Here is a 16894-nt window from a genome sequence, read left to right as displayed (position 1 = left end):
GGCGGTCGCGGTCGCCAGCTGGCACCTCGTCGAATCGCCCGCGCTCGCCCTCAAGTCGGCGGCGGCGCCGTCCTGGCTGGGAGGGTTCCTCTCCCGGCCCGCGGCACGCCCCGGGGGACGGCCTACGCGCCCGGCGGACTCGGCGTCCCCGATGGGCTCACCGTCCCCGATGGGCTCGGTGCCGGGCGCCGCCGCGGGTGCCGCGCCGGGCGGGCACCGGACGTACAGCGCGGTGCCGGGGATGCCCGTGTCGGCTGGGCCGGCGAGCCCGCCTGGCTCGGATCCTCTGAGGCGCTCCCGGCCCGCGGCCGTGCCCAACCAGCGGCGCACCCGCCACGCGTCGAGGTGAGAACCGGCGGAGCCGCCGGTACCGCCACGGGCGGAGCCGCCGGCACGGCCACGGGCGGCTCCGACCCGGGGCGGGCCTTCGACGGGAACCTGCCGTTGAAGATTCGCCGGAGGAGCGGGAACCGGAGAATCACGAGATGGTGGGTCGCGAAGGTGGCCGCGTAGGTGGCGACGACCAGCAGCAGCATCCGTGCCGAGCCGAGACCGGGATCGAAACCGAGCAGGGTCGCGAACACGTAGATCCAGAAGAAATGCAGCAGGTAGACCGAGTACGAGGCTTCCGCCAGATAACGCAGGGCGGGACTCGGGCGCGACCCCCACCGACTGGCCGCGGCGAAAATCGTCGCGATCACCGGAATGGCGAACATCGTCTCGGCCAGCACCCGGCCGGTGCCCATCGCGAGCGTGTCCACCCACCCGTGCCACGACGCCAGCAGGACGAGCCCCGACACCGAGAGAAGAACCGGCGCGGGCCGCTGGAATGACGGCACGAGCCGGCCCCTGTCCAGAAACAGCAGGAGACCGAGTAGGAAGAACGGCAGGAACTCCAGGGTGCGGCGGACCAGGTCCGTATGAAATCCCGACCCGATGACGGGCCGGATGGCCTCGCCCCAGCCGATCCTGCCGGCCGCCATCGTGCCCAGCACGAGAAGCGTGATCGCCGTCATGGCACGGAGCCGCCCCGCGGTGGCCTGTTGATAGCACCGGGTGGAGACGAACCTGCTCAGCAGCTTCACCGCCGCGGGTGTGAGGAGCGCGTACCCGAGGAGCACCAGCAGGAACCACAGGTGCAGGTACCAGTTCAACCGGCCTTCGAACGCGGGAGCCATGCAGGCTCGCAGGAAGTCGGCGAACGAGATGTCGCTACGGTTGTGGAAGCGGGAGATCAGCCACAGTGTCGGCGGGTTGAACAGCACGAGCGTCGCCGCCAGCGGCACGCCCACCGCCGCCAGCCTGCGCCGGAGGGCGAGCCCGGGCCCGTATTTCGCGGTGAGCATCGCGGAGAGAAAACCCGAGATGACGAAGAAGGCCTCCATCCGGAAGAGGCCGGAGGCCCGCGCTATCCCGTCGAAGACGGGGTCGTCCCCGAGCGTGGCCACGTGGACGAAGACGCCGATCAGCATGATGACACCGCGCAGCGCGTCCAGGTGGTGGTAGCGCACGCCCGCGGTGGATGCTCCCGCGGCGGGTACTGCCTCCCGCTCCCCCACGAGTCCCTTCCTTCCCGTTTCCGGCCGACGGATACACGCTTTCCCGGCGCCGGATGACGTCGGGAGGAAGCGCAAGGGCTCGCGAAATACTACGCTTCGGAACGTGTCGACCAATGTCGCGCCGCGTCACTTGCAGGCGGTTCCCGGGATGAGATGAGACACCATCAGTAAAAGGCTGAGCCGCGCCAGACCATCGAGCCGGAGGGCCGGGACGGAGCTACCGCAGAATTCCTACGAACGGGCTGCCGGAAACAGCCGGAGGGCCTTGTGACCGCGAGAACAAAAGGGGTTCACCATGCGCGCTTCCCGGCATGAAATTCATACCGTGCCGAGGTCGCGGGCGGCGGGCCGCGCGCTCGGGTCGGTTGCCTGCGGCGGGCGGTCTGCCGCACGCTCGGCCAGCCGACTCCCGCCAGTGCGCGCGGCGGGGGCGGCGCGAGCCGCGGAGGTGTTCGGATGGCCGCACAGGACGGCGTGATCTCGGTCGGGTTCGTCGCCGGGGCCGATCTGAAACGGGCCGCCGCGCTGGAGGACCTGCCGATCGACTCGCTGTGGACGGGCGGGCACGTCGCCTCCCGGAACCCGTCGGGCGAGGCGATGATGAGCCTGGCCCGCCTGTCAGCGGTGACCGAACGGGTACGCATCGGGACGGCGATCCTGCTCCTCCCCCTGTACGCACCGGCGATCGTGGCCAAGCAGGTCGCCGACCTGGACCGGGCCACCGGCGGGCGGCTCGTCCTCGGCGTGGGCATCGGCGGCGAGTACCCGCAGGAGTTCAGCGCCTGCCAGGTTCCGGTCCGGGAACGCGGGCGGCGCACCGACGAGGCCATCGGCCTGCTCCGGCGGCTCTGGACAGCCCAGACGATCTCCCACGACGGGCCGTTCTACCCGATGACGGACGTCCGGATCCACCCGGCGCCGGCCCAGCCCGGCGGCCCGCCCGTCATCGTCGCCGGCCGGAAGGAGCCGGCGATGCGCCGCGCCGCGCTGCTCGGTGACGGCTGGATGCCCTACCTGTACTCGCCCCGCCGCTACGCGGCCTCGGCGCGGACCATCCGTCAGGCCGCGGCCGACGCCGGACGTGATCTGAGCGGATTCGAGTGGTACGCGTTCGTGTTCGTCAACGTCGACCCCGACGGCGACCGAGCACGCGAGGAGGCCGCGCGCACGATGGGCGGCACCTACAACCAGGACTTCAAGACCATGGTCGACAGCGTGGCGGCGGCCGGGACGGCGGAGGAGGTCACCAGCAAGCTCCGCGACTTCGTCGACGCCGGCGCCCGGCACTTCATCTTCATGCCCGCGCCAGGCACCGGCGACCCCGACCGCATAGTCCACCGTCTGCTCGACGAGGTGATCCCCCCGCTACGCGCGCACGGGAACGAGCAGGCGGCCGCCCGGGCTGGGGATGAGGCCGCGCGCTGAGGCCGCACACCGCGGTGCGGTGAAAGGACGTCCCGGACGTCACCCGGCGCGGCGGGCGGGGAGGGCCGCGCGGATCATCGGGATCCGCAGCGGCATACGCGCCCACGCGCCGGCGGCGAGGGCGAGGTCACGGGGCCGGCCGGCCACAACTTTCAGCGACCCGCCGCCGGCAGTCGAACCGGCCGCCGGCGGCGGGTGGCGGCTGGGCGGTCAGCTGACGGTGAGGCCGTTGTCGACGGTGTAGACGGCGCCGGTCACCGAGCGGGCGTCGGCGGAGGCGAGGAACGAGAACAGGGCGGCGATCTCCTCCGGCTCGGCCAGGCCGCGCAGGCCCGCCATCCGCCGGGCGAGGTCGGGGTCCATGCCGGACGGGAACGATCCCGAGGTCGCGATGTTGGTGTTGGTGCCCGCCGGGGCGATGGCGTTGACCCGCAGCGGCGTCTTCAGGAACTCGACGGCCAGCGACCGGGTCAGCGCAACCACACCGCCCTTGCTCATGGAATAGGCCGCAGAGTAAGGCACGCCCTGGAGCCCGGCGTTGGACGCGATGTTGACAATGTTGCCACCCGTCTCCAGCAGGTGCGGGATGGCGGCCTGGGCCAGGAAGAAACAGGCGTCGAGGTTGACGGCCATCACGCGGCGGTACTGCTCGACGGTGACCTTGGTGGTGTGCTCGGCGAGGTAGATGCCGGCGACGTTGCCCAGCACGTCCAGTTTCCCGAACTCCGCCACGCAGGCGGCCACCGCCTCGGCGCATGCGCCAGGGTCGCTGACGTCGGCCTGGCGGACGGACACCGTGCCCGCCACTCGGGCCGTCTCGAGGGCCTTTGCCGCGAGGGCTTTCGTCTCGACGAGCCGGTCGGCGTCGATGTCCAGGGCGAGCACCGAGGCGCCCTGCCCGACGAGTCGCAGGGTGATGGCTCGGCCCATTCCGGAGCCGGCGCCGGTGATGAGAGCGGCCTTGCCTTCGAATAACCCGGTCATAATCGACGTCCTTCACTTGGTCGGTGGCTCCGGAGCGGCACAGGCGCCCAGCGGACCGCGAACGCCTCCGCGGTGGCGGGCAGGCCCGTCAGAGATCCCGTTGCTCCACGAAGATGCCGGGCTGGCCGGCGTGGATCTCGAGCCATTCGGCGCCTTCCTCCCCGGCCCGCCACGAGTAGAGCATGTCGGGCGTGAAGAATCCCATTCCGGGCCCCACCCGCCGCCGGCCGAAAATCAGCTCCCCGCTGAGGACGTAATTCATCTGGTGAGTGCCGTGACGATGGGGCTTGACCCGCTCACCCGGCTTGGCCGACTCATGGAAGACGGACAGTGCCGGCGACTGGAGAATGACCTTGGTGACGAGATCCCGCCCGAACAAGTCGAAATACTTCTCGGCCTCCTCGGAATCCCCCATGATCTCGACGTTCGTGCGGCCGGTCATCTCGTTGACGTCGAAGAAGAACTGTCGGGGCTTCTCCTGCCTGCCCTGCCGGTCGGTGCCGTCAGCCATCAGCCCGCTCCTTCCAGTGCCGTTCCGTATATGGAACGGCCGTTGTGAGCGGAAACGTAGTGACACGGGACCGAGGGTGTCAACGGAGGTTTTACGGGTGGCGGTCAGCGCTGGCCGCCACCCCCGCCGGCACCGCCACCAGCGCCACCGGAGCCGCCACCGAAACCGCCGACGAAGCCGCCCCCGGGGCCACCGCCCGTGCCACCGCCGCCGAGGAGCCCACCGCCGCCGCCGTTGCCGTTGCCGTTGCCGAACAGCCCGCCGCTGGTGGAGGACCGGGCCGAACCGCCTGAGGGCAGGTCGGCGTTGATGTCCGCGAGGACGACCTGGTCACCGGGCTGGAGTCCCGAGATCACCTCGGTGCGCTCGGGGCCCACCGCGCCGGTCTCCACCCGGACCGCCGTCGCCTTCCCGTCCTTCAGCGCGGTGACCGTGGCCAGCTGTCCGACCCGGTGCACGGCGGACGTCGGCACGGTCAGGACGTCCTTGACCTCCTTCACCGTGATCGACACGGTGGCGCCGGTGCCGTCGAAGAGCCGGGTGCTCGTCGGCTTCAGAACGATCCTGACGGGATAGGTCGTGGTCGAGCCGGTGGTGCTGTTCAGAGCGCCGATCGACGAAACGGTGCCGGTCAGCGGCTCCTTGACCCCGTCCACGGTGACGGTCGCCGGATTCGACACCTTGACGGTGTCCACGGCGGACAGGGGGACCGTGGTGGTGATCTGCTTGTCGCCGTCCCCGAGCACCGTGATGGTGCCACTGGTCGAGAACGCGCCCACGGTGGCACCGGGGGCTAGCGAGATGGCGGCCACCGTCCCGCTGATGGGGCTGGTGAGCGTGGCCCCGTTCAGGTTCTGCTGGGCCACGGCGACCTGCGCGACGGCCGCGTCGATGGCGGCCTGGTCCGCGGCGAGCTGTTCGGCGGTGGCGGGCTGGGCCGCGCGTGTTGTCATCGCCCCACCGCCCGAACCACCCGCCGTGCCGGCACCCGAGCCGCCGCCGGAACCGGAACCGGCCAAGCCGCCGCCGCCCGCGCCGGAACCGGAACCCGCCGAGCCGGCACGATCGGACTCGGACGGAGCCGGGGTGGGCCGGGCATCGGATCCACTCGACGAGCCGGAGCCGGATGAGCCGTCGCCTGACGACTCACCGCGCGACGAGCCGCCGTCCGATGAACTGGGACTCGGCCGGGGGGTGGCGGTCACGGTCGGCTTCGTGGACGGCGCGGTCGAGGGGTGGCTTCCCAGGCCTGAGCCGCCCTGGCTCGGCGCGACCGTCCCACCGGTGACCGGACTGGTCGTCCCACCGGGCTGCGGGCCGGTCGACGGAGTGACCTCAGGCCCGGCCGGTACGCCGCCGGCGCTGTGCAGGGCGGCGACCGCCGTGTCGAGGTTGACCTTCGCCGAGGCCAGCCGGGACGCCAGGGCCGCCAGGTTCGACTCCCCCGACGCGCTGGACGCGTCGCCGAACCGGGTGATGAGACCGCTGATCGCGCTCTGGCACCGCGTGACGTCGATGGTGCCGACCAGGCCGGCCTGCTGGATCGTGACGGTGTACACGGCGCCGGTGTCGAGACCCCTGAACGTGTAGGGACCAGTCCGGGTCGCGATCACCGTGCCGTTCCTGGTCAGGGTCACCGTGTCCTTGTCACCGACCGTGCCGCCGATCGTCCCGGCCCTGGCCGAGGAGTCGGCGGGGGTTGGCGTGGCCGTGTAGGAGATCGGTTCGGGCGGCGAGCCGCCGGTCACCGCGCAGCCACCGCCCTGGGCGGTTAGCGAGCCGAGATCGGCGCCGAGGTCGGTCAGGACGCCGTCGAGCGCCGACTGGGCGGCGACGACCTCCTGCTGAGCCGTGGTGACAGCGGTGTCGAGCGCGCTCGGCTTCGTGGATCCGTCGGCGGAGGCGCTGGCCAGTTGGACGCCGAAGGTCCCGGCGCCGGTGCCCGAGGACCCTGACGAGGCGTTCGCGAGCAGGCCGATCGTGGAGCCCGATGGCCCCGCCGCGCTCGACGACGCGGACGCCACAGCCGCGGTGGCGCCCTGCCCGCCTCCCGTGGACGTCTGGCCGGACGCGTCGTCGGTCAGTGTGAGCCGCGCGTTCGCCAGGTTCTGGTTCGCGGTGTTGAGCGCGCTCTGTAGCGCGGTCGGGTCCAGGTTCGCCAGGACCTGCCCGGCGCTGACCTGATCACCGATCTGCACCGGCACCCCGGTCACCGTTCCGCCGACCGGGAAGGAGAGCGTCGCCGTGTCGACCGTGCTCAGCGTCCCGACCGAGGTCAGCGTCTGGGTGACCGACGAGGTGGTCGCGGCGGCGAGCCGGTAGGACGGCCCGTCGTCAGCGGTGACCGCGAGACCCGCGCCGACGCCCGCCCCGACGAGCACCAGCGCCGCGACCCCGCCGACGACAGCCTTGCGGGGCCGGCGCGGCCGGCGCGGCGCCGGCCGCGAACCGCCGCCAGCCCCCGAGGTCCCACCAGCCCGGAAGGTCCCACCGGCCCGGGGGGCCCCGTCCGCTGGCGCGGTCTCGTCCGCCCGCTGTGTCGCGTCAGCCATTCGTGGTGCCCGTTCCGCCGGATCCGCTGCCACCCGCGCCAGAGCCCCGGCCACCGAAGCCCCCGCCGAAGCCGGTGGCGCAGGCGCCGTTCGTGGCCTCGCTCAGCGCGATCCGGGTGGCCGTGACGGTGCCGGTGTCGTCGGTGTCGCCGTTCGCGACCGCGCACTTCCCGACAGCCAGCCCGGTCGACGTCGCCGCGACCGACTGCGTGTACCTGGTGTCGCCGTCGACCAGCACCGTGTAGGTGACGGCCTTGTCGGTGCCGAAATCGGTGCCCGAGATGGTGATCGTGGAGCCGGACACCGAGGTCACCTTGCCGGTTGCCCGACCACCGAAGCCGCCGCCACCGAAGCCGCCCTGCCCGCCAGGTGCACCCTGCCCGTTCTGACCGCCCGGCCCGTCCGGGCCGCCGCTGGGGCGGGTCTGCGGCTGGCCACTCGGCTGGGGCTGGCCGGTGGGCCGCGCCGCGGCGTTCGGCCCGGCGCAGGAACCGTCGGTCGGCTGGCTGATCATTACCGTCGTCGCGGTGAAGGACGTGGGCATGGCGGTGGGCCGCGCCGAGGGTTGCGCGCCGGACCCGCCGGCCGGCGCACCCGACACCTGCCCGCCCGCCGGCCGGGCGCCGTCCGCCGGCATGTTCGCCGCGGTGACGCACACGCCTTCCTTGACGTCGCTGAGCGCCGCGGACGTTGTCTCGGTGAACGTGGTGCTCTCGCCGTACTTCACCGCGATCTGCCCGGACTGCTGGCTCTGCACCTGAATGGTGCCGGAGTCGACCTCCGCGATGAGCCCGGACGCGGGAGCCTCCGTTCCTGGCTGGCCGCCGCCCTGCCCGGGTGTGGCGCCGGCCTGGGTGGCGTCCGCCGTGGACGTCCCGGAGGAACCGCCGCAGCCGGCCAGCACGGCGACCAGTACAGCAGCGGAGGCGGCCACGACGGCCGCGGAGCGCCGCGCGGGACGGCCGCCGACCGGCGGCACGGAAAACGGAACCTGGCCAGTCATGGTGTCTGTCCTCGTCATGGGGGCTAGTCGCTGCGGAGCGCGTCGATGGGGGCCAGCCGGGCGGCCCGGCTGGCGGGGTACACGCCGAAGGCGACGCCGATCGCGACCGCGACGGCCAACGAGCCGAGCACAGCCCACCAGACGATCGCCACCGGGTTGTCGATGAACTGGGGCAGCACCAGTGCGCCGCTGATGCCCAGCAGCGCGCCGATCGCTCCTCCGGCGAGGCTGAGCAACGACGCCTCGATGAGGAACTGCCGCCGGATCGCCGCGGGCGGCGCGCCCAGCGCCTTGCGCAGCCCGATCTCGCGGGTGCGCTCGGTCACGGAGACAAGCATGATGTTCATGACGCCGATCCCACCCACCAGCAGGGACAGCGCCGCGATCCCGGCCAGCAGGGCGGTGAGCGTCCGACTCACGGACGTCGCCGTGCTCAGCAGGGACTCCTGGGTGGTGATCGTGAAGTCCGCGCTGGACGAGTCCGTGATGCCGTGCTGGTTCAGGAGCAGACTCGTCGCCTCCTGGTAGGCCGCCGACAGGGTGGACGCCGAATACCCCCTGATGTAGATCGAGGAGACCGAGGTGCGCGTCGTCCCGCCGAACAGGCGGCTCGCCCCGGTGGACATCGGCACGATCGCCTGGTCGTCGAGGTTGTTCGAACTGTCCGAGCCGGCCGAGACGAGCACTCCGACGACCGTGAACGGGATGTTGTTGATCGTCACGCTCTGACCGACCGGGCTGCGCCGGCCGAACAGCTCGGTGGCCGTGTCCGCGGCGAGGACGGTGACCGCCGCGGACTGCGCGTCGTCCGTCGTGGTGATGAAACGGCCCGCGCTGATGGAGCGGTTACGGACGGACAGCCAGGACGGGGTCGTGCCGACCACGGTCGTCGTCCAGTTCACCGAACCGTTCAGCACCGACATCGAGCTCTGTTTGACCGGGGCGACCCCCTCGATGTCGGGCGCGGAGGTCTTCGAGGCCAACGCGGCAGCATCGGCGACCGTGAGCGTCGACGCGGAGCCGAACCCGCCGCGCACACCGGTGGAGCTGGTCGAACTGCCCGGCGAGACGATCAGCAGGTTGCTTCCCAGCGAGCTGATCTGCGATCCGACCTTGTCCTGGGCGCCCACGCCGAGGCCCACTGTGAGTACCACGGCGGCGATCCCGATCAGGATGCCGAGCACCGTCAGACCGGAACGCAGCCGGTGGGTACGGATCGCGTCCACTCCGGTACGGAATGTCTCGAGCCATCCCATCAGCGGGTCGCCGCCTCGGCCGCCGCGGGGGCCAAGAGAGCCGGTGAGCCGGCCGCGGTGTCGGACTCGATCAGCCCGTCCCGGATCCGCACGACCCGGCGGGCCCGGTCGGCCACCTCCTGCTCGTGAGTGATCAGGACGATCGTCCGGCCCTGCTCGTGCAGCTCGTCGAAGAGGTTGAGCACATCCCTGGTCGCCGTCGAGTCCAGGTTGCCGGTGGGCTCGTCGGCGAGGATGAGGGACGGGTCGCCGACCAGCGCGCGGGCGACCGCGACCCGCTGCTGCTGGCCGCCGGAGAGCTCACCCGGGCGGTGCTCGATCCGGTCCGCGAGACCGACCCGGTCGAGCGCGGCGACGGCCCGGTGCCTGCGGAGCTCCCGCCGCTCCCCGCGGTAGACGAGCGGCAGTTCGACATTGCGCCACGCGGACAGCGACGGCAGCAGGTTGAACTGCTGGAACACGAACCCGATCCGACGGTTGCGGATCTCGGCCAGCTCGACCTCGGTCATCGCGCCCACGTCCTCGCCGGAGAGCCGGTAGGTCCCCGCGGTGAGCACGTCGAGGCAGCCGATGATGTGCATCAACGTCGACTTCCCCGAGCCGGACGGCCCGACGATGGCGACGTACTCGCCCTCGGCGATGCGGGCCGAGACGCCGCGCAGCGCGGCGACGTCCAGCGTTCCGGCACGGTAGGACTTGGCCACCTGGTCCAGCTCGATGACCGGAGCACCCGAGTCCGAACCGGCACCGGCGCTCGGTCGGGGCCGCGTGACCGGAGTGGTCGGGGGTTCCGGTGGCGACACTGTCGCGGGCGACCGGGATGACGTGGCGGCGGGTTCCCGTTCGGGCGGTCTCCTGGCCATGTCAGTTACCACCGCTGCCCGGGAACCCGCCACCGCTCGGAAACCCACCGGCCGGGAACCCGCCACCGCCGTAGCCCTGGCCGCCGGTTCCGCTCCCCGTGCCCCCGCCGGATCCACCCGGACCGGCCGCGCCGCCCGCCACCTCGACGAGCACCTGGTCGCCTTCCGACAGACCGGAGACGATCTCGGTGGAGCCGCCACCGGAGACCCCGGTCGTCACCGCCCGGGTTGTCGTCGTCGTGCCCGACACGACACGGACGACGGACTTCCCGTTCTCCTGGCTGATGGCCGCCGTCGGGAGCACCAGGACGTTGCTCAGCTGCTTGTAGATCAGCGCCACGGTCGCGGTGTCACCGGCGTGCAGCCCGCCGGGACTGCCGGTAACCTTGATCACTACCGGGAAACTCGCCGTCTGCCCGGAACTGGATGCGATCAGGCCGACCGAGGACACCGTCCCGTAGATCGTGCCGCCCGCACCTCCGGAGCCCCCGACGCCGGTCGCGGTGCCCGAGCCCGGCACGACCGTCGCCTGGTTGCCCTTCGCGATCAGGCCGACGCTGTTGGAGTCGACGCTGGCGTTGACGATCCACGAATCGGTGCTGATAACCGTGATCTGCCCACCCGACGACGAGGTGGACGCGGTGGACGTCGCTCCCGAGCCGGCGGACGTCCCGCCGGAGGCACCCATCCCACCGGCCGAGGCGCCGGACCCGCCGCCGGAGGATCCGGAGCCGCTCCCGCTGGACGATCCCGACACCTGCTGACCCACCACGAGCGAGACGCTCACCACGACTCCGTTGACCGGTGACGTCATGGTCGCCCCGGCCAGCGCCGTCTGCGCCGCGGTGACCCCGTCGGTGGCGGTCGTGACCGACGCCTGATCGGCGGCGAGCTGCTCGCTGGACGCCCCCGCCGTCTGGTCGGAGGCCAGCTTCTCCTGGCCGTTGGCCAACGTCAGCTTGGCCTGGGCGAGGCTCGCCGCCAGCGACGCCGAGTCGATGGTCGCGAGTTGCTGCCCGGTGGTCACCGTGTCGCCCTCGCTCACCAGGACGCCGGTGACCTTGCCCGAAGCCGGGAAGGTCAGGTCAGCCTGAGTGGCCGGTGCGATCGTGCCGGTGGTGGAGATGGACTGCTTGATCGTCCCGATCTCCGCGGTAACGGTCCGGGAGATGACAGTCGCCGCCGCGTCCGAGGATCCACCGCGGCCGACCACATGGATGGTGATCCCCGCGGCGACGGCCACCACGATCACGACGGCCAGCGCGACCAGTGGCCGACGACGCGCAGCCAGCCGGCCCACGGATGTCATCGCCGGGCGCCTTCGGCCGGTGTCTGATTCTGCACGCCCGCGAGCATTTCGGGGGTACCTGTGCGCAACCCGTGCGGAATCTATGCGCAGGCTATGAACAACCAGGTCGATTGTCTACTGCATGGATTTCCATTGATCGACCCATTCGTACACGAATGATTTTCGATCATCTGGTGGGTCCGCGCGAAACACGGTTGTCTCGCGGAGGCGACGGGTATGCCTCGCGTGCAGTCAGGCCGGAACTTCCTCGACGGCTCGTATGCAATGCACCGGGGGGAGCAGACATGGCGCGCCGGAAGATTTCGAAATGCCCGCCGCTGATCGCCGCCGCCGCGGTGGGCTCGGTTCTGTTCGCGGTTCCCGCACAGGCCGCTCCGCCTGCCCATGTCACCGGCGCCGCGTACGGGTGTTACTGGCGTCATGTGGATGGCCACTGGGTCTGGGAGAACGGACAGCGGCACTGGGTTCCCCCGCGGTCCGTCAGGGTCTGCGGGTAAGCGAAAACGGTCGCCACACCCACGCCCACACACAGGACGCCGCCTGCCGGCCACGCCTGCGGCAGGCGGCAGGCGGCGATCTCGTCCGCTTCCGCCGTTGAGCGGGATCCACAACATCGCACCCAGCGCCACCCCCGTCCCCGACGATGTTCACACCGAGCGTGACCTGCGGGTACAGGTTGCGCCAGGTCTTGTCTTCGTTCGATGTCTTCTTATGATGACATCAAGCGATGACCAGACTGGGGGCACCACGTGCGCGCGGAACGAGACATCATCCGGTCGAGGACGTCCGCTGACGAAGCGGCGGACGAGGCGGCGGACGAAGTCGCGGAGCCGAAGCCGCCGGGCCCCACCGCGGTGGCTCGGCCGTCCGGCGGAGGGGGGCCGCACCCCCGCCCGGGCATGTTGCTGGGCGTGCTCGTCTACTGCGGGCTCGTGATCGCCGTCATCGGGACGCTGGGCACACCGCTGATCCCGACGATCGCGGCCGCCCAGCACGTCTCGCTGGACAGCGCCCAGTGGCTGCTCACCCTCACGCTGCTGACCGGCGCCGCGTCCACTCCGCTGATCGGACGTCTCGGCGACGGGCCGCACCGGCGGACCGTGATGCTCGCCGGCCTGGGCGCCGTCGCGGTCGGTTCCGTCCTCTCCGCCACCGCCAACGGCTTCGCGCAGCTGCTGGTCGGGCGGGGCCTGATGGGCGTCGGGATGGGCCTGATGCCACTGGCGCTGGCGCTGGCGCGTGACCTGCTGCCCCCGCACAAACTGGTTCCGGGGGTCGCCGCCCTGTCCATCACGGTCGCGACCGGCGCCGGCCTGGGCTACCCACTGAGCGGGCTGCTCGCGGACACGTTCGACTACCACGCCGGCTTCTGGGTCGCCGCCGCGCTGGCGGCCGCCGCGATGGCGGCCGTGCTCGTGGTCGTCCCGGGCCGGGCGAGCGCGCGGACCGCCCGTGGGCGGGTCGACCTGCGGGGCGCGGTGCTGTTCGCCGCGGCGCTGAGCCCGGTGCTGCTCGCGCTGAGCGAGGGCGAGTCGTGGGGCTGGCTGTCACCGGCGGTCATCGCGCTGCTCGTGGGTGGCATCGGCTGCGGGGTGGCCTGGGCCCTGGTCGAGCTGCGGACGGACAACCCGCTGATAGATCTGAAGTACCTGGCGGCGCGGCCGGTGCTCATCGCCGACGTGTGCGCGGCGCTGGCCGGCTTCGGCATGTTCAACGCGATGACGTTGATCAACCGGCTGGCGCAGGCCCCGACCTCGACCGGCTACGGCTTCGGCGCGTCACCGGCCGTGCTCGGCCTGGTGATCCTGCCCCTGTCGGCCGGGACGGTGCTGGCCAGCCGGTGGTCGCGCTGGCTGGGGCCGCGCACCGGCGGTGGGCGGGGCCTGCTGTTGTGCGGCCTGATGGCGGTCGCCCTCGCCCTGTTCGGCCTGGCCGTCAGCCACGACCACCTCGTCGAGCTGGGCGCGGCCACGTTCCTGTTCGGGGTCGGCATCGGACTGGCCTTCGCCGCGATGCCCGCCCTGATCATGGGAGCCGTCCCGCCGCACGAGACGGGCAGCGCGACCAGCTTCAACCAGGTGCTGCGCACGGCTGGCGGCTCGGTGGGAAGCGCGCTCGGCGCGGCGCTGCTCGCCGCCCACACACCGGCCGGTTCGGTCGAGCCGACCAACAGCGGGTACACGATGGCGTTCGTCGTGGCCGGCGGGGTCTGCGCGCTGGCCGCGCTCGCGGCACTGGCCCTGCCCGGCACCCCGTCCGCGGCGACCCGCCCGATGGGGGCGGCGCGCCGGACGGAACTGGAGACGATGGAGGAGGAATCGGCGGGCTCCACCGCCGCGGGACTCATCATGGCGGAGGATGTCCGGTCATGAACACCACTCGGCGGCGCGACGCCGCGCGCAGCCGCCAGGCGCTGCTGGCCGCGGCGGCCGACCTGTTCGCCGAGCGCGGCTACGCGGGGACGGCGATCCGGTCGGTCGGCGACCGCGCCGGCGTCGACCCGGCGCTCATCGCTCGCTACTTCGGCGGCAAGGAGGGCCTCTACCAGGCCGTTCTCGCCGCCGACCCGCTCATCGAACAGTCCGCTCCGAGTGCGGACGGCCCACCGGCCGCCCCGCACGCACCGGTGCCGGCCACATCCGGGGACGACGGGGCCGTGGACGACGGGGCGGCCGTGGCCGGGGCGGTCGCCGGTCCTCCGGACGAGCCGGCAGCGAGCCCGCTGGCGACAGTGCACGGGATGGTGGACCGGGCGTTCGACAAGTGGACGTCGACCGGCGTGAGCGCCGCCGCCCAGAACGTCTTCCGCCGGGAGGTCGACGACGCCGCGCGCCAGGCGACCCGCGAGCGGCTCGACACCGTGCTCGAGCCGCTGCGCGGCGCGGCCGACGGCCCCGACCCGCAGCTGGCCGCCGAGCTGGCTGTCGCCGTGCTGTTCGGGGTCGGCGTCGCCCGGGACGCCGGGACGCTGACCCGGCTGTCCGCGGTGTCGGTCGACGAGCTGCGCGCCCCCCTGACCGCGGCCCTCGTGGCCGCGCTGGGCCTCACGGACTGCCAGTAGAGGCAACCCGACGGTGCGGAGCTCAGAGCATCGCGCCCGGGTTGAGGATGCCGAGCGGGTCGAGGGCGTCCTTGATGCGCTGGTTCAGCCGCAGGACGTCCGGGCCGAGGTAGCCGGGCAGCCACGGCTTCTTCAGGCGGCCCACCCCGTGCTCGCCGGTGATGGTGCCGCCGAGCGCGATGGCCAGGTCCATGACCTCGCCGTAGGCCGTCTCGGCCCGAGCCGTCTGCTCGGGGTCGGTGCGGTCGGTGATGATCAACGGGTGCGTGTTGCCGTCGCCGGCGTGCGCGATCACCGCGATCTCGACCTGCCGCTGGTCGGCGATGTCGGCGATGCCGCGCACCAGCCCACCGAGCGCGGGCAGCGGCACACCGACGTCCTCGAGCAGCAGCGAGCCGCGGCGCTCCACCGCGGGGATCACCATGCGGCGCGCGACGACGAACTGGTCGCCGACCTCGGGATCGTCGGTGGCGAAGACCTCCCGCGCCGCGTTGGCGCCGCACAGCGCCTCGATCTCGGCGACCTCGGCCGCGGCGGTGGCGCCCGGCTCGTCCGACTGGATCAGGAGCATCGCCTCGGCCGCGCGGTCCAGCCCCATCGAGGTGACGTCCTCGACGGCGTTGATCGACGCCCGGTCCATGAGCTCCAGCATGGACGGGCGCATCCGCCGCGTGATGTCGAGGACGGTCGCGGTGGCGTGGTCGAGGGAGCCGAACGTGGCGACCACGGTCGCCGGTGGCCGCTGCGCGGGGATCAGCCGGAGCACCGCCTCGGTGATGATCCCGAGCGTGCCCTCGCTGCCGACGAACAGCTTGGTCAGCGAGAGGCCGGCGACGTCCTTGAGCCGCGGGCCGCCGAGCTGGACGACCGTCCCGTCGGCGAGCACGACGGTCAGCGCCAGCACGTAGTCCGTGGTGACCCCGTACTTCACGCAGCACAGGCCACCGGCGTTGGTGGCGAGGTTGCCGCCGATCGAGCAGATCTCGAACGAGGACGGGTCCGGTGGATACCACAGCCCGTGTGCCGCGGCGGCGGCCTTCACCTCGGCGTTCAGCGCACCCGGCTGCACCCGCACCGTGCGGGTGGTCGGGTCGACGTCGATCTCCCGCATCCGCTCGGTGGAGACCACGATGCAGCCGTCGACCGCCGACGAGCCGCCGGACAGGCCGGTCCCGGCGCCGCGCGGCACTGCCGGGATGCGGTGCTCGCTCGCGAAGCGCAGCACCGCCCGGACGTCGGAGGTGCTGGTCACGCGCACGACGGCCAGGGGCATCCCGGCGTTCGGATCATTGGCGCGGTCCCACCGGTAGCCGGCCATCCGGTCGGGGTCGACGATCACCGAGTCGGGCGGCAGGTCGGCGATGAGCGGGGCCAACGCGGGCGGGCTGGCGGCGAGCGGCGAGGTCATCAGCATCTTCCAGTTTATGGAAAAGTTATTCCGTGATACGAACAGCGCTGTGGGCCCACTGTCAAGAAGTGGGGGTCAGTCCCGCAGGTCTCCGGCCAGCCGGGACGCCGCCGCCCGCAGCAGCCCGACCGCGCGCTCGACCAGCTCGTCGGTCATCCGCGCCGTCGGCCCGGACACCGAGACCGCGACCCCCGGCGCGCTCGCCGGGTCGAGGGCGATGGCCACGCAGCGCACGCCGATCTCCTGCTCCTGCTCGTCGAGCGCGAAACCCCGCTCGCGGATGCGGCGCAGCTCCGCGCGCAGCGCCGTCTCGGTGCCCACCGTGTGCGCCGTGTACCGCGGCAGCCCGCGGCTGCGGATGATCCCGAGCGCCTCGTCGTCGTCCAGCTGTGCGAGCAGCACCTTGCCCACGCCGGTCGAGTGCAGGTCGACCCGCCGCCCGACCTCGGTGAACATGCGCATCGCGTACCGCGACGGCGCCTGGGCGACGTACTCGGCCTGGTCGCCGGAGAGCACGGCCAGGTTGGCCGTCTCGCCCAGCTCGGCGACGAGGTCGTGCAGCACGCCGGACGCGTTGGCGCCGACCATCGCGTTCGCGCGGGCGCCCAGCGGAACGAGCCGGAAGCCGAGCGCGTAGCTGCGGTCGGGCAGCTGCCGCAGGTACCCGCGCTCGACCATGGTGCGCAGCAGCCGGTGCACGGTCGGCGTCGGCAGCTGCGCGCGCGCCGCGAGCTCGGCCATGGGAAGCCGGCCGCCGGCCGCCGCGAGGATCTCGAGCAGGTCCAACGCGCGGTGCACCGACTGCACCCCGGGCACGGCCGGCCCCTGTGACGAGGCGACCTCTGGCGGGCCGGCCTCCGGCGAGGCGACCTCCGGCGACGCGACCTCCGGCGACGCGACCTGTGTTGCCGCGGCCTGTGTTGCCGCACCCTGCGGTGACGCGGCCTGTGTTGACACCGTCCA

Annotated in this window: 13 protein-coding genes; 3 read left to right on the top strand and 10 right to left on the bottom strand. The window is 72.3% G+C overall.

The annotated features are described in order from the left end of the window. Positions 1–122 precede the first annotated feature (122 nt). The gene (gene mdoC / locus FMEAI12_RS31865; protein WP_112108912.1) at positions 123–1559 is read right to left on the bottom strand and encodes a glucans biosynthesis protein MdoC; all 1437 of its coding nucleotides are present in this window, start codon (positions 1557–1559) and stop codon (positions 123–125) included. Between the two features lie 456 nt (positions 1560–2015). Between mdoC and FMEAI12_RS31860 the strand changes: the two genes are divergently transcribed. Then, the gene (locus FMEAI12_RS31860; protein ID WP_112108911.1) at positions 2016–2984 is read left to right on the top strand and encodes an LLM class flavin-dependent oxidoreductase; all 969 of its coding nucleotides are present in this window, start codon (positions 2016–2018) and stop codon (positions 2982–2984) included. Positions 2985–3194: 210 nt separating this feature from the next. Here FMEAI12_RS31860 and FMEAI12_RS31850 read toward each other — a convergent pair whose 3' ends face one another. The 7 genes from FMEAI12_RS31850 to FMEAI12_RS31820 form a co-directional block, all read right to left on the bottom strand. Continuing rightward, on the bottom strand, positions 3195–3968 hold the full coding sequence (locus FMEAI12_RS31850) for an SDR family NAD(P)-dependent oxidoreductase (protein WP_112108910.1): 774 nt from the start codon (positions 3966–3968) through the stop codon (positions 3195–3197). 88 nt (positions 3969–4056) lie between these two features. Next, complete coding sequence (locus FMEAI12_RS31845; RefSeq protein ID WP_112108909.1) at positions 4057–4479, bottom strand: cupin domain-containing protein; 423 nt, start codon at positions 4477–4479, stop codon at positions 4057–4059. 104 nt (positions 4480–4583) lie between these two features. Then, entirely contained in the window at positions 4584–7031 is a 2448-nt protein-coding gene (locus tag FMEAI12_RS31840; RefSeq protein WP_112108937.1) for an HlyD family efflux transporter periplasmic adaptor subunit, read from the bottom strand. After that, the gene (locus FMEAI12_RS31835; protein WP_235014910.1) at positions 7024–8034 is read right to left on the bottom strand and encodes a DUF5666 domain-containing protein; all 1011 of its coding nucleotides are present in this window, start codon (positions 8032–8034) and stop codon (positions 7024–7026) included. Before FMEAI12_RS31835 ends, FMEAI12_RS31840 begins: the two co-directional genes overlap by 8 nt. Before the next feature lie 23 nt (positions 8035–8057). Beyond that, entirely contained in the window at positions 8058–9290 is a 1233-nt protein-coding gene (locus FMEAI12_RS31830) for an ABC transporter permease (RefSeq protein ID WP_112108907.1), read from the bottom strand. Beyond that, positions 9290–10153, bottom strand: a complete 864-nt coding sequence (locus FMEAI12_RS31825; protein WP_071065159.1) for an ABC transporter ATP-binding protein — start codon at positions 10151–10153, stop codon at positions 9290–9292. The genes FMEAI12_RS31830 and FMEAI12_RS31825 overlap by 1 nt, the downstream gene beginning before the upstream one ends. Position 10154: 1 nt before the next feature. After that, complete coding sequence (locus FMEAI12_RS31820) at positions 10155–11462, bottom strand: efflux RND transporter periplasmic adaptor subunit (RefSeq protein WP_112108906.1); 1308 nt, start codon at positions 11460–11462, stop codon at positions 10155–10157. A gap of 749 nt (positions 11463–12211) precedes the next feature. Here FMEAI12_RS31820 and FMEAI12_RS31810 point away from each other — a divergent pair. Further along, on the top strand, positions 12212–13834 hold the full coding sequence (locus FMEAI12_RS31810) for an MFS transporter (RefSeq protein ID WP_112108904.1): 1623 nt from the start codon (positions 12212–12214) through the stop codon (positions 13832–13834). Continuing rightward, complete coding sequence (locus FMEAI12_RS31805) at positions 13831–14523, top strand: TetR/AcrR family transcriptional regulator (protein ID WP_071065155.1); 693 nt, start codon at positions 13831–13833, stop codon at positions 14521–14523. The genes FMEAI12_RS31810 and FMEAI12_RS31805 overlap by 4 nt, the downstream gene beginning before the upstream one ends. Positions 14524–14545: 22 nt before the next feature. Here FMEAI12_RS31805 and FMEAI12_RS31800 read toward each other — a convergent pair whose 3' ends face one another. Beyond that, positions 14546–15931: an FAD-binding oxidoreductase gene (locus FMEAI12_RS31800; protein ID WP_112108936.1), complete on the bottom strand. Its 1386-nt coding sequence runs from the start codon at positions 15929–15931 to the stop codon at positions 14546–14548. Between the two features lie 75 nt (positions 15932–16006). After that, positions 16007–16888: an IclR family transcriptional regulator gene (locus tag FMEAI12_RS31795; protein ID WP_235014908.1), complete on the bottom strand. Its 882-nt coding sequence runs from the start codon at positions 16886–16888 to the stop codon at positions 16007–16009. Positions 16889–16894: the final 6 nt, after the last annotated feature.

The sequence above is a fragment of the Parafrankia sp. Ea1.12 genome (genome assembly GCF_900465275.1).
Taxonomy (GTDB): domain Bacteria; phylum Actinomycetota; class Actinomycetes; order Frankiales; family Frankiaceae; genus Parafrankia; species Parafrankia soli.
This window is presented reverse-complemented; position numbering and strand designations above follow the sequence as displayed.